12 protein-coding genes are annotated in these 14,274 nt (G+C 68.9%); 8 read left to right on the plus strand and 4 right to left on the minus strand.

Going from position 1 to position 14,274, the window contains the following annotated elements; genetic code table 11:
- Positions 1 to 52: 52 nt before the first annotated feature.
- On the plus strand, positions 53 to 1,300 hold the full coding sequence (locus NXI30_23485; protein MCR9097197.1) for an amidohydrolase: 1,248 nt from the start codon (positions 53 to 55) through the stop codon (positions 1,298 to 1,300).
- A gap of 24 nt (positions 1,301 to 1,324) precedes the next feature.
- On the opposite strand, the gene NXI30_23490 is transcribed toward NXI30_23485, so the two are convergent.
- The gene (locus NXI30_23490; protein ID MCR9097198.1) at positions 1,325 to 2,182 is read right to left on the minus strand and encodes an alpha/beta hydrolase; all 858 of its coding nucleotides are present in this window, start codon (positions 2,180 to 2,182) and stop codon (positions 1,325 to 1,327) included.
- Positions 2,183 to 2,374: 192 nt separating this feature from the next.
- Here NXI30_23490 and NXI30_23495 point away from each other — a divergent pair, with 192 nt between their 5' ends.
- From NXI30_23495 to NXI30_23505, 3 genes are read left to right on the plus strand one after another with little or no spacing between them, the layout of a single operon-like run.
- Positions 2,375 to 2,887 (plus strand): MarR family transcriptional regulator, encoded by a 513-nt coding sequence (locus NXI30_23495; protein MCR9097199.1) that lies wholly within the window; start codon positions 2,375 to 2,377, stop codon positions 2,885 to 2,887.
- A 19-nt stretch (positions 2,888 to 2,906) separates the two neighbouring features.
- Entirely contained in the window at positions 2,907 to 4,634 is a 1,728-nt protein-coding gene (locus NXI30_23500) for an amidohydrolase family protein (protein ID MCR9097200.1), read from the plus strand.
- A 46-nt stretch (positions 4,635 to 4,680) separates the two neighbouring features.
- Positions 4,681 to 5,904: an amidohydrolase gene (locus NXI30_23505; GenBank protein MCR9097201.1), complete on the plus strand. Its 1,224-nt coding sequence runs from the start codon at positions 4,681 to 4,683 to the stop codon at positions 5,902 to 5,904.
- Between the two features lie 38 nt (positions 5,905 to 5,942).
- On the opposite strand, the gene NXI30_23510 is transcribed toward NXI30_23505, so the two are convergent.
- The 3 genes from NXI30_23510 to NXI30_23520 all read right to left on the minus strand — a co-directional run bounded on the left by NXI30_23510 (position 5,943) and on the right by NXI30_23520 (position 9,632).
- Positions 5,943 to 6,434 carry a nuclear transport factor 2 family protein gene (locus NXI30_23510; GenBank protein MCR9097202.1) on the minus strand — a complete coding sequence of 164 codons (492 nt, stop codon included), beginning with the start codon at positions 6,432 to 6,434 and terminating at the stop codon, positions 5,943 to 5,945.
- A 25-nt stretch (positions 6,435 to 6,459) separates the two neighbouring features.
- Entirely contained in the window at positions 6,460 to 8,661 is a 2,202-nt protein-coding gene (locus tag NXI30_23515) for a molybdopterin-dependent oxidoreductase (GenBank protein MCR9097203.1), read from the minus strand.
- Positions 8,662 to 8,813: 152 nt separating this feature from the next.
- Positions 8,814 to 9,632 carry a TauD/TfdA family dioxygenase gene (locus tag NXI30_23520; protein ID MCR9097204.1) on the minus strand — a complete coding sequence of 273 codons (819 nt, stop codon included), beginning with the start codon at positions 9,630 to 9,632 and terminating at the stop codon, positions 8,814 to 8,816.
- A 131-nt stretch (positions 9,633 to 9,763) separates the two neighbouring features.
- Between NXI30_23520 and ttcA the strand changes: the two genes are divergently transcribed.
- The 4 genes from ttcA (at position 9,764) to NXI30_23540 (ending at position 14,047) form a co-directional block, all read left to right on the plus strand.
- The gene (gene ttcA, locus NXI30_23525) at positions 9,764 to 10,519 is read left to right on the plus strand and encodes a tRNA 2-thiocytidine(32) synthetase TtcA (protein ID MCR9097205.1); all 756 of its coding nucleotides are present in this window, start codon (positions 9,764 to 9,766) and stop codon (positions 10,517 to 10,519) included.
- 228 nt (positions 10,520 to 10,747) lie between these two features.
- Entirely contained in the window at positions 10,748 to 11,215 is a 468-nt protein-coding gene (locus tag NXI30_23530; protein MCR9097206.1) for a putative lipoprotein, read from the plus strand.
- Positions 11,212 to 13,059 carry a hypothetical protein gene (locus NXI30_23535; GenBank protein MCR9097207.1) on the plus strand — a complete coding sequence of 616 codons (1,848 nt, stop codon included), beginning with the start codon at positions 11,212 to 11,214 and terminating at the stop codon, positions 13,057 to 13,059. The genes NXI30_23530 and NXI30_23535 overlap by 4 nt, the downstream gene beginning before the upstream one ends.
- Positions 13,060 to 13,165: 106 nt before the next feature.
- Complete coding sequence (locus NXI30_23540) at positions 13,166 to 14,047, plus strand: alpha/beta hydrolase (protein MCR9097208.1); 882 nt, start codon at positions 13,166 to 13,168, stop codon at positions 14,045 to 14,047.
- The last annotated feature ends 227 nt before the right edge of the window (positions 14,048 to 14,274 follow it).

Consider the following 14,274-nt stretch of genomic DNA (forward strand, 5'->3'; position numbering starts at 1 on the left):
TCACAAGAAGGCGGTGCCCACCCTCGTGCGCTCGCCGATCAGGAGACGCCTCTTGCCCGAGAACACCCGGACGACCGACCCCATCGTCACGATCACCGCCGACACCCACGCCGGCGCCTCGATCGAAGCCTACCGGAGCTACCTCGACCCCAGCGACCGGGCAGCCTTCGACGAATGGAGGGGAAGCTATCGGAACCCGTCGCGCGAACACGTCGGGAGCAAGAAGACCAAGAACTGGGACTCCGCGGAACGAATGGCCGATCTCGAGCAGGACGGGGTCGTCGGGGAAGTGATCTTCCCGAACACCGTCCCCCCCTTCTACGACCGCGCCTTCCACGTCGCCCCTCCACCGTCCGACGAGTCCTTCCGGCAGAAGCTCGCCGGCACCCGAGCGCATAACCGCTGGCTCGCCGAATTCTGTCAGGAGGCGCCGGAGCGCCGCGCGGGCATCGGCCTGATCCATCTGAACGATCTCGACGAAGCGATCGCCGACGTCGAGTGGATCGCCCGCAACGGCCTGCGCGGAGGCGTCCTCCTCCCCCTGCCCTCCCCCGCCGACACGCATCTCCGTTCACTGATCGATCCCGCCTACGATCGCCTCTGGGCGGCGATCCAGGACCACGACCTCGTGATCAACCAGCACTCCGGCCAGGGAAGCCCGAGCTATCCGCGCGCGCAGGGCGCGAACGCCTTGTGGGCCTTCGAGATGACCTTCTACGTCCAACGCGGATTCACCCAGCTGATCATGGGCGGGGTATTCGAGCGGTTTCCGCGCCTGCGATACATCCTGACCGAGTCGGGCTGCGCCTGGGCGCCCGCGCTGATGCACCAGCTCGATGCGCTGCATCGGCAATGGCGCGACGGGGCCATCGGCGAGATCGATACGTCGCGGGACGCCGCCCTGCCCCATCCGCCGAGCTTCTACGCGCGGCGCAACTGCTGGTACGGAGCCAGCTTTCCGTCCCCCGACGACATCGCCGGTCGCGACGAGGTCGGGCTCGATCGGATTCTCTGGGGCAGCGACTACCCGCACCACGAGGGCTGCTATCCCCACTCGCGCGAGAACATGCGCTTCGCGATGTCGGATCTCTCCGAGCGGGAGATGCGGATGCTCCTCGGGCAGAACGCCGCCGCTCTCTACGGCTTCGACCTGGACGCGCTCCGCCCGGCGGCCGAGCGGGCGGGCATCACGCCCGAGCTCGTTTCACGACCGCTCGAGACGATCCCGGCAGACTCGACCTGCCTGACCTTCCTTCGCGCGCGGGAAGCGAACGCAGTCGACGCGCAGGCGTCGGCCTAGCGCGAAGCGTCCTCGGGCTCGCCGCTACCTCACGCGATCGAGGAACGCCTCGATCGCGGCGAGGCACTCGGGCTCGTCGAGCAGCGGCACGTGCCCCCGGTTCGGGACCTCGAGCACCTCGAGGTCGGGTTTCTCGGCCCGCATCCGCTCGACGATGTCCCTGGACAGGATGTCCGACAGGACGCCCCAGAGAACGGTGATCGGCTTGTCGCCGATTGCGGCGAAGAGCCGCCACGGATCGCCATCGGCCGGCGGAAGCTCGCGTACGGCCCGTCCGATCTCCACGTCGATGTCCAATCGGGGAATCCCCTTCGCATCCTCGCGATAGGTGCGCCGCGCGAGCTTCATGAAGTCGTCGTCCCCGAGCCCCGGCAACGCGTCGCCGTAGGTCTCGCGTGTCTGTTCGCGCGCCTCTTCCCAGCTCGTGACCGGTGCGGCGCGTCCGGTATACGACCGCACGCGCTCGAGACCGGCCGGATGGATCTCGGGTCCGACGTCGTTCAGGATCAGGCCCGCCACCCGATGGGGTCGCTGCGCTGCCATCACCATCCCGCACACGCCGCCCAGGGACGTACCGAGGACGATCACCGTCTCGACGCCGAGCGCGTCGAGCAGCGCCTGGACGTCGGCCACGTAGGTCCCGGGGTGATAGTTGCGCCAGTCGGGATCCGGATCGGAGTGACCCCGGCCGCGGAAGTCGATCGTGAGGACACGGCGTCGGGACGAGAGTCGCTCGGCGATCTCGTCGAAGTCGCGACTGTTGCGCGTGAGCCCCGGCAGACAGAGGACGGGCGTGCCCTCGCCTTCGGGGCCGAAGTCCCGGTAGAAGAGCTTCAGCCCGTCGGCCGTCTCGAAGAAACGCGCGTTCGAAGCAGTCGTCATCGTCGGATCTCCTCGCTCGGTCGCCGGGGCGCGTCCAGACGCGCGCGCCGGAGCCTCGCTCGCCGCCCCATTGCGCCGCAACCCGGCTCGCGGACGGCCCCCGGGCTCCGCTGTGGCGACGGCAACTCCTTGGAATTCCAGAGTAAAAATATTTTCCTGGAAAGTTTCCGCGGAAAGCATTAGGTTGCCCCTATGGCCCACCAGCGCGCTGCCGAGTGGCTCGACCAGATCGCCGAGTACTGGCGGGAAGAACATCCCGATCGGGCGTTCTCGCGCGTGCGGACCCTGCTCTCCCTGGGGCGGCTCTCGTTCCAGATGCCCGCCTTCCAGAAGCGGATGCTCGCGCCCTTCCAGCTCTCGCCGAGCGACTACAGCATCCTGAGCGCCCTTCGCCGCGCCGGCGGCTCGCGGACCCTCGTCCCCGGCGATCTCTACAGCGCGCTGCAATGCACGCCAGGCGGCCTCACGAAGATGATCACGCGCCTCGAGCGCCAGGGACTCGTCGAGCGACGGACGGACGAGGCCGATGGGCGCCGCGCCCAGATCCGGCTGACGGCCAAGGGCGCGGCGGTCGAACGCAAAGCCGGTGCGGAGTACCTCGAGGGCGCCGATCGCCTGCTCTCGAACCTGACCGAGACCGAGATCGAGAAGATCAACGTGGCCCTCGCGCTCCTGCTCGAGAGCTTCGAGCGAGAAGACGGATGAGCTTCGCACGAGAGGACACATGAGCTTCGACCTGCTGATCACGAATGGACTCGTCATCGACGGAACCGGCTTGCCGCGCCGCCGCGCCGACGTCGCGATCCGCGACGGGCGGATCGTCGGGGTCGGTCACTTCGAAGCCGCCGACGCGGATCGCGTGCTCGACGCGAAAGGACGGGTCGTCGCCCCGGGCATCGTCGACCCCCATACCCACTACGACCCCCAGCTCACCTTCGAGCCCTACGGCACGTCGTCCTGCTTCCACGGCGTGACGACCGTGCTGACCGGCAACTGCGGCTTCTCGATCGCGCCCGCGAAGTCCGTGGACCGCGAGTTCATCACGCAGATCTTCGCGCGGGTCGAGGACATGGCGCCGGGCTCCCTCGCCGCGATCCCCTGGTCCTTCGAGTCCTTCCCGGAATTCATGGAGAGCCGGAAAGGCCACCTCGGCATCAACGCCGCCTTCTACGTCGGCCACTGCAACCTCCGCCGCTGGGTCATGGGAGAGGACTGCACGGAGCGCGAAGCGACGGACGACGAGATCGAAGCGATGCGCCTGCTCGTCCGCGAGGCGATGGACGCCGGGGCGGCCGGACTCTCCTCGACCCATGCGCCGACCCACCTCGACGCGGCCGATCGTCCCGTCCCGAGCCGGCTCGCCTCGAAGGCCGAGCTCGATGCGCTCGTCACCGAGGTGGGCCGCGCGAATCGCGGTTCGATCTCGTACCTGCCCTACAGCTCGATCGGCGGGCTCGACGAGGAGGACGGGAACTTCCTGATCGACCTCGCCCTCCACAGCCGACTGCCGATCATCATCCAGGGGCTCGGCGCGCGGAGCAAGGTCGATGCCCCGACGGCCACCTGGGACAACACGCGCGTCTACCTCGACAAGGCCCGGGCCGCCGGTGCCGGCGTCTACTCCATGCTGATGTCGCGCCCCTTCAATCGGCGGTTCAGCCTGAAGGAAGGGACGAGCCTCTTCGACGGTGTCCTCCCCTTCGCAAGGCTCTTCCAGGAAGCGGATACGGTCGCCGAGCGGAGCGCCTTGCTGAACGACCCGGCCTATCGCGACGAGATCCGCCACGCGGTCGAGAATCCCAACCGGGACCCGGAAAAGGGCTCGACGCTCCCCCCGCCCCATCTCGACATGGTCTACGTCTACGACGCGAAGTCGCCGGTCAACCAGAAGCGCATGGGTCGGTCGATGGCGGACCTGGCCGCCGAGCGCGGGATCGCGCCGATGGACATGGTGGTCGAGATCGCCCTCGAAGAAGACCTCGGCGTCGAGTTCATCTGGCGGACCGAGAACGACGAGTGGCGCCAGGGCACCCTCGTCGCCTCCCAGCACCCGCACATGATCATCGGCACTTCCGACGGTGGGGCCCACCTCGGCCGCGACGACGGCTCCGAGTGGAGCTCGTATTTCTTCCGCTACTGGGTCCGCGAATGGGGCGCCTGGGAGCTCGAAGAGGCCGTGCGGCAGATGACCCAGCAGCCGGCGGCCCTGCTCGGCCTGACCGATCGTGGGATGCTGATCCCGGGCTACGCCGCCGACATCATGATCTTCGATCCGGAGGAGATCGGTCCCGGCTCGAAGGAATTCGTGAACGACTTCCCGAACGGCGAAGGCCGATGGTGCAGCAAGCCCGAAGGGGTCTACGCCACGATCGTGAACGGCGTGCCCATCGTCCTCGACGGAGACCTGGTCCCCGACTGCGGCCTCCCGGGCCAGATCGTCCGTCCCGGCTGACTCCGGCCGCCTCCCCACTCACCCCGAATCCCAGATGGAGAAGAGCATGAGCGACGTCACTCCGCAGGAACACGAACTCCCGAACATCATCTCGGTCGACGACCACGTGATGGAGCCCAAGACCCTCTGGCAGGAACAGCTTCCGCCGAGCCTGCGCGACAAGGGTCCCCGCGTCTCGCGCGAGAAGGTGAAGCTCGCGTTCACGGGGGGCCACTACGGCTTCGAGCGGAACGCCCCGGACGGCGACTGGTGCGACGTCTGGCTCTTCGAGGACCTCGCGACGCCGACCGGTCTGCTCCACGGGCCGGCGGGCATCCCCAGGAAGGAGCAGCGCAACGTCCCCGCCGTCTACGAGGATCTCCGCCCGGGCACCTACGATCAGGCCGCGCGGCTCGAGGACATGACCCTCAACCACGTCGATGCCGCGATCAACTACCCGAACATCTTCCCGCGCTTCGCGGGCCAGGGCTTCGCGGAGCGCAAGGACAAGGACCTCGCCCTCGCCTGCCTGCAGATCTACAACGACTGGATGATCGACGATTGGTGCGCCGGCCCGGGAAAGGGTCGGCTCATCCCGCTCACGCTGGTCACGCTCTGGGATCCGCAGCTCGCGGCCGAGGAGGTGCGGCGCTGCGCCGCGAAGGGCAGCCATGCCATCGCGTTCAGCGAGAACCCTTCGAAGCTCGGCTTCCCGACCCTCTATTCGGGTGATTGGGACGTGCTCTGGCAGGCTTGTGAGGAGACGGACACGACGGTGTCCATGCACATCGGCTCGTCGTCCTCGATGCCGACCACGTCACCGGACGCCCCTCTGGCCACGAGCATGTCGCTCTACGCGCACAACGCGCAGGCTTCTCTCGCGGATTGGATCTTCTCCAAGACGCTCACCCGCTTCCCGAAGCTCAAGATCGCCTACGCCGAGAGTCAGGCCGGCTGGATGCCCTTTCAGCTCGAGCGCATGGACGCGGTCTGGAAGGACGGCGTCGGCGGCGTCGAGTTCCCCGTCGCGCCGAGCGAGCAGGTCAAGGGACGGGTCTGGTCCTGCGTCTTCGACGACCTGACGGGGCTCAAGAACCGCCACGAGATGGGCACGGAGATGATCGTCTTCGAGACGGACTACCCGCACTCGGACGGGACGTTCCCCCACTCGCGGAAGATCGCCCACGAGCTCTTCTCCCAGGCAGGGATGAACGCCGAGGAGTGCCGGATGGTTCTCCGCACGAACGCCATCACCTGCTACGGGCTCGAGCGGTATGGGATCACCGAATAGCGGGAACGCGCTCTTCCGATTGGGCGCCGGGCGGCGCCCTACTCCATCGCCGGCGTCATCTGCGGCGGTTCGTTCCCGACGTATTTGACGAGCTCTTCCTTGTAGACGTAGTCGAGCTTGAGTCGCCGGATGCGCCAGCGGCCGTCCGCGCAGCGCAGGAACTCCATCTGGTAGTGACCCCATCCGCGCAGGGTGATCGCGGGCTCGATCCGGACCCAGTCATGCAGCTTGAAGAGCCCGCGTGCGAGGTCTTCGCCCATGAGCTCGACCCGCGGATTGTGGCCCGCATGACTCACGCTGTAGTGGTCGCCGCTCTCGTTCGCCCGGAGCCACTCGACGAGGGCGGCGCGCCCGTTGTGCCGCCAGTCCGGGCGCCCGTAGTCCGCTTCCACGTCCTCGGTGAAGCAATCCTCGAGGGCGTCCCACTGCTTGAAGTCGAGCGCGTACCAGTAGTCGTGCATCGCCTGCTCGACGGCGCGTACGTCCTCGAGGGCCCGCACCCGCGCGCGCAGCTCTTCCAGCTCGCTCATGTCTCGTCCTCCGCTCGATGCCGGGTCAGGCCGGCTCGCTCGCCGTGACCGGCTCCGCGGCACGCACGCGGACCGGCACGTTGCTCATGCGCGGCTGCCCCGTATACCGGTCCATGTCCTCGTCGACCCGGAGCAGCCGACCGGTGTTCGTGCCCCAATCGCGGACGTTCTTGTCCTGAGCGCCCGGCAATCCGCCGAACGAGTGGACCATCGAGACGATGCCGGTCCGGAGCGTGTCGTCGGGCTCGATGATCCCGAGGATCGACCCCGACTTCGAGGCGATCTCGACGAGGTCGCCCTTCGCGAGGCCCTCTCGTTCGAGGTCCTCGGGGTGCATGAACGCCGGGTTGTAGGCCCAGCGCGTCCGCAACCCGTCGAGATCCTGCCCGTTGGAGTTGAACGTGTGGATCATCCGCCGGCAGAGCAGGCGGTACGGGTAGTCGCCGCCGAGCTCCGCCCGTTCCTCCCGGACCCCATCGAGATCCGCCAGCATTTCCGCGTTGCCCACGTCGAGGCGTCCGGTCCAGCCCGGCTCGGCCGGCGCCACGCGAATCGAATCGTCGGGGAACATCGCGCCGTGCGGATGGCGCCTCACCTCCTCGAGCGGCACCCGGGCGTTCTTCGTGAGGATCTCGAAGAGCGCCTCGGTCGAGGGACGCTTCTCCATGTCGAGGGCGACGCGCTCCGCCGGATCGCCCGGCGCGCCGGTCGCGGTCGCCGGACCGACCTGGAGTGGGAGCCCCATCCGCCGGGCGAGGTCGTAGAAGAAGGTCCACTCCTCCACGACCTCCGACCCTGCCGGCGGATCGACCACCGGCGGCGTGTACTGGGCGTGGGCCGCAGCATGACCGAAGCCCGAGCCGTAGAACGTGAGCTGGTCCTGCACGAGAGTCATCCCGTGCATCTCGAGAGGGACCTTCGGCGCGATCACGTAGTCCGCGAGGCTCGCGGTCGCCGAGAGCTTGATGTCGATGTGGACCAGGAGATCGAGCTGCTCGAGGGCGCGCACGTTGAGCACCTGGTCCGGAATCGCCGAAGCCGGATTTCCGCCGACCCCGATCAGGGCGCGGACCTGCCCCTCGCCGTCGAGCAGGATCTCCTCCGCGAGCGCCGAAGCCTGGAGACCGCCGTCACAGTTCGCGAGACCCCGCACGCGAAGCGACTCGCCGTAGCCGTAGCCCTGCCGCGGCGGCGAGGCCTGGGCGATCGCCGGGAAGGTCGGCGTGAGCGTGCCCGGGTTGGGAACCGGATCACCGGCCCGACTCCACTGGCCGCAGACGGTGTTCAGCGCGAGCAGGAGATACTCGAAGAGCGTGCCCCGGCCGTTGAAGTTCGGCCCCGTGCCCGCCGTCGCGACGCCCCTGCCCCCCGCGAAGAGCCGCGCCGCCCGGACGATGTCTTCGGCGTCGACGTCGGCGCGTTCGGCCACCCGCGCGGGGTCGAAGGGGGCCACCGCCGCGCGAAGCGCGTCCAGCCCGTCGACGTGGTCGCGGACGAACGCCGCGTCGTGAAGGGCCTCGCCGAGGATCACGTGGAGCATCGCGGCGAGCAGCGGGACGTCCTCGCCCGGTCGACACTGGAGATGGAGATCCGCCCGGAGCGCACTCTCCGTACGACGCGGGTCGATCACGATGAAGCGCGTGCCGCGACCGACCGCGTCGGTGAGCTCCCGGCCGGGGTTCGCGAGCGGCAGACCGCCGGCCATCGTGAGGACCGGGTTCGTCCCGATCAGGAGCACGACCTCCCGATCGGCGAAGGGCGGCGGCGGCGCCATCCAGGTCCCGTGCATCGCCTGGGCGACCGCCTTGCCCGGCTGGTCGATCGTGTTCGACGAGAAGTGCATCGCCGAGCCGATCGATTCCATGAACGCGTTGGCCAGCGGCATCGTCGCGGGATTCGCGATGCTGTAGGTCCCGCTGTACATCGCGATCGAGCGCGGCCCGCGAGTCACGAGCAGATCGCTCAAGCGCTCGGCGATGTCGTCGACCGCCTCCTGGTAGGGCACGGGTCGATGGCTCCCGTCCGGCATGCGCTTGTGCGTCTGGAGGAGTCGGTCCGGGTGCCCCCATTGATCGGGAAGCTGCCGCCCCTTGATGCAGCAGAAGCCGCGATAGGCGGGGTTCTCGCGGTCGCCGCGGACGCGGACCGGGCGCCCGTCCTCGACGTCGACCAGGACGGAACAACCGCTGTGGCAAAAACGGCAGTAGGAAGGAACGGTCTCGCGCATCACCTCACTCCTCGCCTTCTGGACCACGACGCCACGGCTCGCAGCGCACCGATCCGATTCGGCACCTCAACGATAGCGGGATCGCTGACGCGGGAATCAGGGCAAGGGACACGAGCGGCGGAGGGGCGCATCGAGCCGGCACGCGCCGCACTTCAGAAGGGCTTGTCCCCTGCGAGCGTCACGCGGTGCATCACGCGCCGCTCGCGATAGTCCGCGACGGCGAGATGCTGGGCCGAGCGGTTGTCCCAGAAGGCGATCGCGTTCGGCGTCCACCGGAACCGACACTGGAACTCCGGCGCACGAATGTGGTCACACAGAAAGGGCAGGAGGAGCGCGTTCTCACGCTCGGTCAGCCCGACGATCCGCGTCGTGGAGTTCAGATTCACATAGAGCGCCTTGCGGCCGGTCCGAGGATGGGTCCGGACGACCGGATGCTCGACCGGCGGACTCTTCTCGAGCATCGCCGCCACGTCTGCGTTCGTGTGGCCGCCGGCGTTCGCGCGCAGGAGCGTCGCGGTCAGGTCGTGGATCGCCGTCATGCCGTCGAGCATCTCGCGAAGCGCCGGAGACAGCGCGTCGTAGGCCGCGTACGCGCTCGCGAAGCAGGTGTCGCCGCCTCGCGACGGGAGCTGGACCGCCCGCAGGATCGAGCCCATCGGGGGCTCGGCCATGAACGAGTTGTCGCTGTGCCAGACGTCCGTCCCCTCGCCCCGCGCGTCGGTCTGGTCCAGCACCAGGAGCGCAGGGTCGCTCCCGTGCTCGGTCATGAAGGGCGGATGGCAGAGCTCGCCGAACTGACGTCCGAAGGCGATGTGCTGTTCGGGCGTGACGTCCTGGTCGCGGAAGAAGACGACGAGATGTTCGAGGAGCGCGTTCTCGATCTCACGGACCTCGTCCGGCGCGAGGGGAACCCGGAGATCCACCCCCGAGATCTCGGCCCCGACGGTCGGCGTCAACGCTTCGATGTGCATGGATGGCGATTCGCTCCCTGTCGCGGATGTTGGCGCGAGACGCCGGCGGAAACCATCCCCCCGCGCCCGGACCGGATTCGCCGCACACCGAACGCTACGCTCGCCCGACGCCACCCCACACGAAGGCCACGATGGACGCGCTCGCAGAGAAGATCCGGAAGACGATGGTCGGCACGATCGCCGAATACGGGCTCCTCGAAGAGGGAGACCGGGTCCTGGTCGCGGTGTCGGGGGGCAAGGACTCGACCATTCTGCTGCTCCAGCTCGAGGCGATCCGACGGCGCGCGCCCTTCGCCTTCGAGCTCGAGCCGGTCCTCCTCGATCAGAAGCAGCCCGGATTCGACGCGAAGCGCTACTCGGACTGGCTCGAAGCGCGCGGCTTCCGACTCCGGATCCTCGAGCAGGACACGTACTCCGTCGTCGTCTCCCGGACCGCGCCGGGCAAGAGCTATTGCGGCCTGTGCTCGAGGATGCGCCGCGGCGCGCTCTACACGTTCGCCGCCGAGAACGGCTTCACGAAGATCGCCCTCGGACACCATCGCGAGGACTTGAACGAGACGCTGCTCCTGAACCTGTTCTTCTCGGGCGTGCTCGGCAGCATGCCGGCGCGCCTTAGGTCCGACGACGGACGCAACGTCGTGATCCGCCCCATGGCCGAGGTCTCCGAGGCGGACCTCACCCGCTACGCGGAGGCGCTCGCGATTCCGGTGATCCCCTGCAACCTGTGTGGCAATCAGGAAAGCGCCCGTCGGCAGGAGATGAAGAGGCTCATTGCGGAGCTCGAATCACGCTATCCGGGCCTTCGCGGCAGCATGCTGACGGCGCAGAAGAACCTTCGGGCGAGCCAGCTCCTCGATCCCTCCTTCGACCCGGTCGTCGAGGACTGAGCCCGACGCCTGGCGGGACCGCACAGTCACCCCGACCGACGAGGAGGCCACCAAGACGGTTGCGTACGAAGTCGAGGACCCCGTCGCCCCGATCCCCCTCGATCGCCCGGAGGCGCGCACCGGAGCGGAAGGCGCGATGATCCGCGCCGGCGAACGGCCGCCGCCTTTTCGGGAAGGTGTACATCCGCCACACTCTCCCCGTTGGGAATCGACGATTCAGGGGGTGAAATGACCGATTCGAACCGACGACTGCGTCTCGTGCTGCTCGGCTGCCTGGCCGCCTCGCTCCTCACCTGGGGTGGCTGCGCGGCCTCCCAGAGCTCGGGGAGCGTTTCCGACTCCCTCGGAAGCTTCTCCGACTCTTCGGGGTCGTTCTCCGATTCGTCGACGAGCTCGAGCGGCGACGACGTCGCCTACCGGGGCGACGTGCGCGCCTTCACGGTCGCGCACGTGTCTTCGGGGGGAACGCCCGAGTCCCTGCGACGAGGTCTGTCCGACGTCGCGCTGGCTCGTGGGATCAGCGACTGGGAAGCCGTCCCCGCGACCTTCACGGCCGTCGGAGCGGGCCTCCAGCAGGCGGGCGTCCCGATGCATCGACTCCTCGCCTACCAGCAGAGCCTCGCAGTGCCGGGAACGGAAGCGCACGCGGCGATCGGACGCGGGTATCGCCTGAGCGAACTTCCCCAGGCTAGATGACCGGCTGGCGCCGAGGCCCCGTGCTCGCGCGCACGGGACTCGGCCTGCTTCTGGTCCTCTGGACGGCCGGCCCCGCCCTCGCTTCCGGTGCGCCCCCGCCTCCGTCGGAGCCCATCGAGTTCTGGGTGATCGAGCCGAACGAAGGCGACTCGGCGGGCGGGCATGCCGCGCTTCGAATCGGCGAGCGCGTCTTCCACGTCCAGCGTCGACCGGATGGTCTTCTCTCCGATTGGCGAACGCCGCGCGTGCACTTCGAACGGGTCTACCGGGGACTCGGCAATCGGGGCATCCGCGCGATCCCGCTCGCCCTCGACTCCACCGAGCGCGCTCGGCTCACACGCTCCCTCGAAAATCGATTCTTCGACCGGCGCCACCGCCTGACGCGACTCGACACGCTCGAACGCGAGCAGGCGTGGCTCGAGAACGCGCTCGAGCGCGAGGTCCTCTCGATCGAGGTGCCGGGCCTCGGCCTGATCGGCGACGCCAACGGCGGCTGCGAAGACCCGCGCTCGCGCCATCTAGCGCAGTTCAAGCGCACGCTCGCCGAGCGAAAGGGCGGGGGCTGGCTGGCGTCCCAGCTCGAACGGGCGGAGGACCGCGTCGACCACCGTGTCGCCGCGCTGGGGTCGGCGAGCGACGCCCCCGCCCTCCCCGAGCTCGTCGAGGCGGTGCGAACGCGTGAGGCGCTCGCGATGCTGCACGCGTGCAGGCGCCCCGCCCCCGAGCGAATGGTCGACGTTCCGGGGAGTGCGATCGTCGACGCGCCGAGTCGCGCGGGCCTGGGAAGGATCTCCAGGGCACTCGAAGCGCGGCTCTACGCGCTGCTCGAGAGTCCTCGGGACGACGTCGGTCTCGCGATCCTGCTGACCGCGGCCCGCTGGAGCGCGATCGAGGAGAGCCTGCGGACCGGCCGCCTGATCGCGATCGATCCGCTCGCCGACCCGCCCGAGCAGGGCGACGCCATCGATGGGGGGCTGCCCGAGGCGTGGCTCTCGCGTCTCGACGACGAGGCGCGAGAGCGACTGGCGCGTCACGTCGCGAACCTCGAGGAAGGGACCGCGCCGCTCGAGGCGCGGCTGGTCTCGGTCGAAGCGGCTCTCCACGACGTCCGGCGACTGAGAGAACGTACGCGGCCTGCTGACGACGGACGCTGGGTCGACGGCACGACGCCACCCGATCGTCGCTACGCCGCGGCGGTCATCCCCCTCCCCCGGCCAGAGACCATTGCGCTCGAAGTCCTGGCACGGCGGCGGGATCTCTTCCGCACGGTCGCTCGCGAAGCCAGAGGTCAGCTGGAGACCGATCTCCAGTACGCCCTCTTCTACAGGAACTGCGTCACCGAGCTCACGCGACTCCTCCAGAGGGATGCGCGGGACCCGGGATCGGGATGGGGATTCATTCCGGTCGCGGCCGGTCGCCGGGTCGAACGTCTGCTCGGCGATGTCCCGCCCCGCACGCTCCCGAGCGCACGCTTCGAGCAGCTCGCGGATCAGGGGCGCGGCGGATCGAGCGGCGCGAACGGCTGGCGCGAGTGGAGCCCGCTCACGAGCCGCACCTATCGCCCCCATCCGGTCGACTCGAGCTTTCTCTTCTTCACGCGCGAGCGTCGCTGGTCGCGGCCGCTCCTGGGCGCCGTCAACCTCGTCTTCGGAACCGGGACCGCGCTCGTCGGTCTGCTCGCTGCCCCGCTCGATCGGGGCGAGCGACTGCGTCGAGGCGCCCAGGGCGTCGTCATGAGCGTGCCCGAGCTCTTCTTCTTCAGCGTCCGGCAGGGGACGTATCCGATCGTGCCGCCCGGGTTCGACGAGAGCGATCGTCTGCCCGAAGCGCCGGCGCCGGATTGAGCGCGCTGCGAGTCTCGCCGGGACTCGCCGTTCGCGCCTCAGCAGATATCCTTCTGGAGCGCGACGCGCCCAGGCCCGAGGGACGCGACGCCGAGGTCCGATCATCGTGGCGAGTCAGGCCCACCAGACCGAATCGGTGCCCTACGCGGGCCGCGTGATCCCGCTGCCCGGACGCGGCGAGATCTTCTTCCGCGAGGCGCGAGGCCCCCGGAAGGCTCCGACGTTCTTCCTCCTCCACGGACTCGGCGCCACGGGGCTGCTCAACTGGCAGAGCGCCCTCGACGCGCTCGCTCGCGACTACCGCGTGATCGTCGTGGACCATCGGGGTCACGGCCGCGGGATCGCCTCCCGCGCCCCCTTCCGCCTCGCCGACTGCGCCGACGACGTCGCGGCTCTCGCCGACGCCCTGCAGGTCGATCGCTTCTTCGCCGCGGGCTACTCCATGGGCGGACCGATCGCGCAGCTGCTCTGGCACCGCCATCGCGAGCGCGTCGACGGGCTCGTCTTCTGCGCGACGGCCTGTCGATTCTCATCGGACGAGGGACGCCGCCTGAGCTTCCTCGCGAGCCCCTCGATGCGCCTGGTCGGACGGGTGGCCCCGCGAGAGGCGATCCGCCGGCGCGTGCTCGACTACGTGTCGAATCAGTTCGAAGACCCCGCGATCCGAAGCCGCATCCTCGAGGAAGTCTCGCAGAGCGATCCCATCGCGATCTGGCAGGCGGCCGCCGCGATCCTGCGCTTCGACTCGCGCGAGTGGATCGGCGAGATCGACGTCCCGAACGCCGTCGTGCTCACCGCGCGCGACAACATGGTCCCCCCGACCGCCCAGCGCGGCCTCGCGAATCGGCTGGCAGACAACGTGGTCTTCCCCGTCGACGGCGATCATGCCGCCTGCCGGACCGCCCCAGATCGCTTCGTGCCTGCCTTGACGCAGGCCTGCGCCTCGGTCGTCACGCGGTCTTGCACGCGGCGGCGGGACGGCGGATAGCGAGACATGGACCGTAGTCTGCACCCGGCACGCATCCTGCGATGTCGGGATGCATGTCGACTCCGCCCTTCCTGCGTCGCCCACCTCACTGCCCCAACCCCGACTGCGATTTCCATGCAGATCCAACCGGTTGGCGCTTTCAGAAGAATGGCTTCTACGAACGAGAGGCCCGGCCGCGCCGGATCCAGCGGTACCGCTGTACCCGTTGCGGCCGCTACTTCAGTTCA

This window comes from bacterium (assembly GCA_024742285.1).
Classification (GTDB): Bacteria; Myxococcota_A; UBA9160; order UBA9160; family UBA4427; genus UBA4427.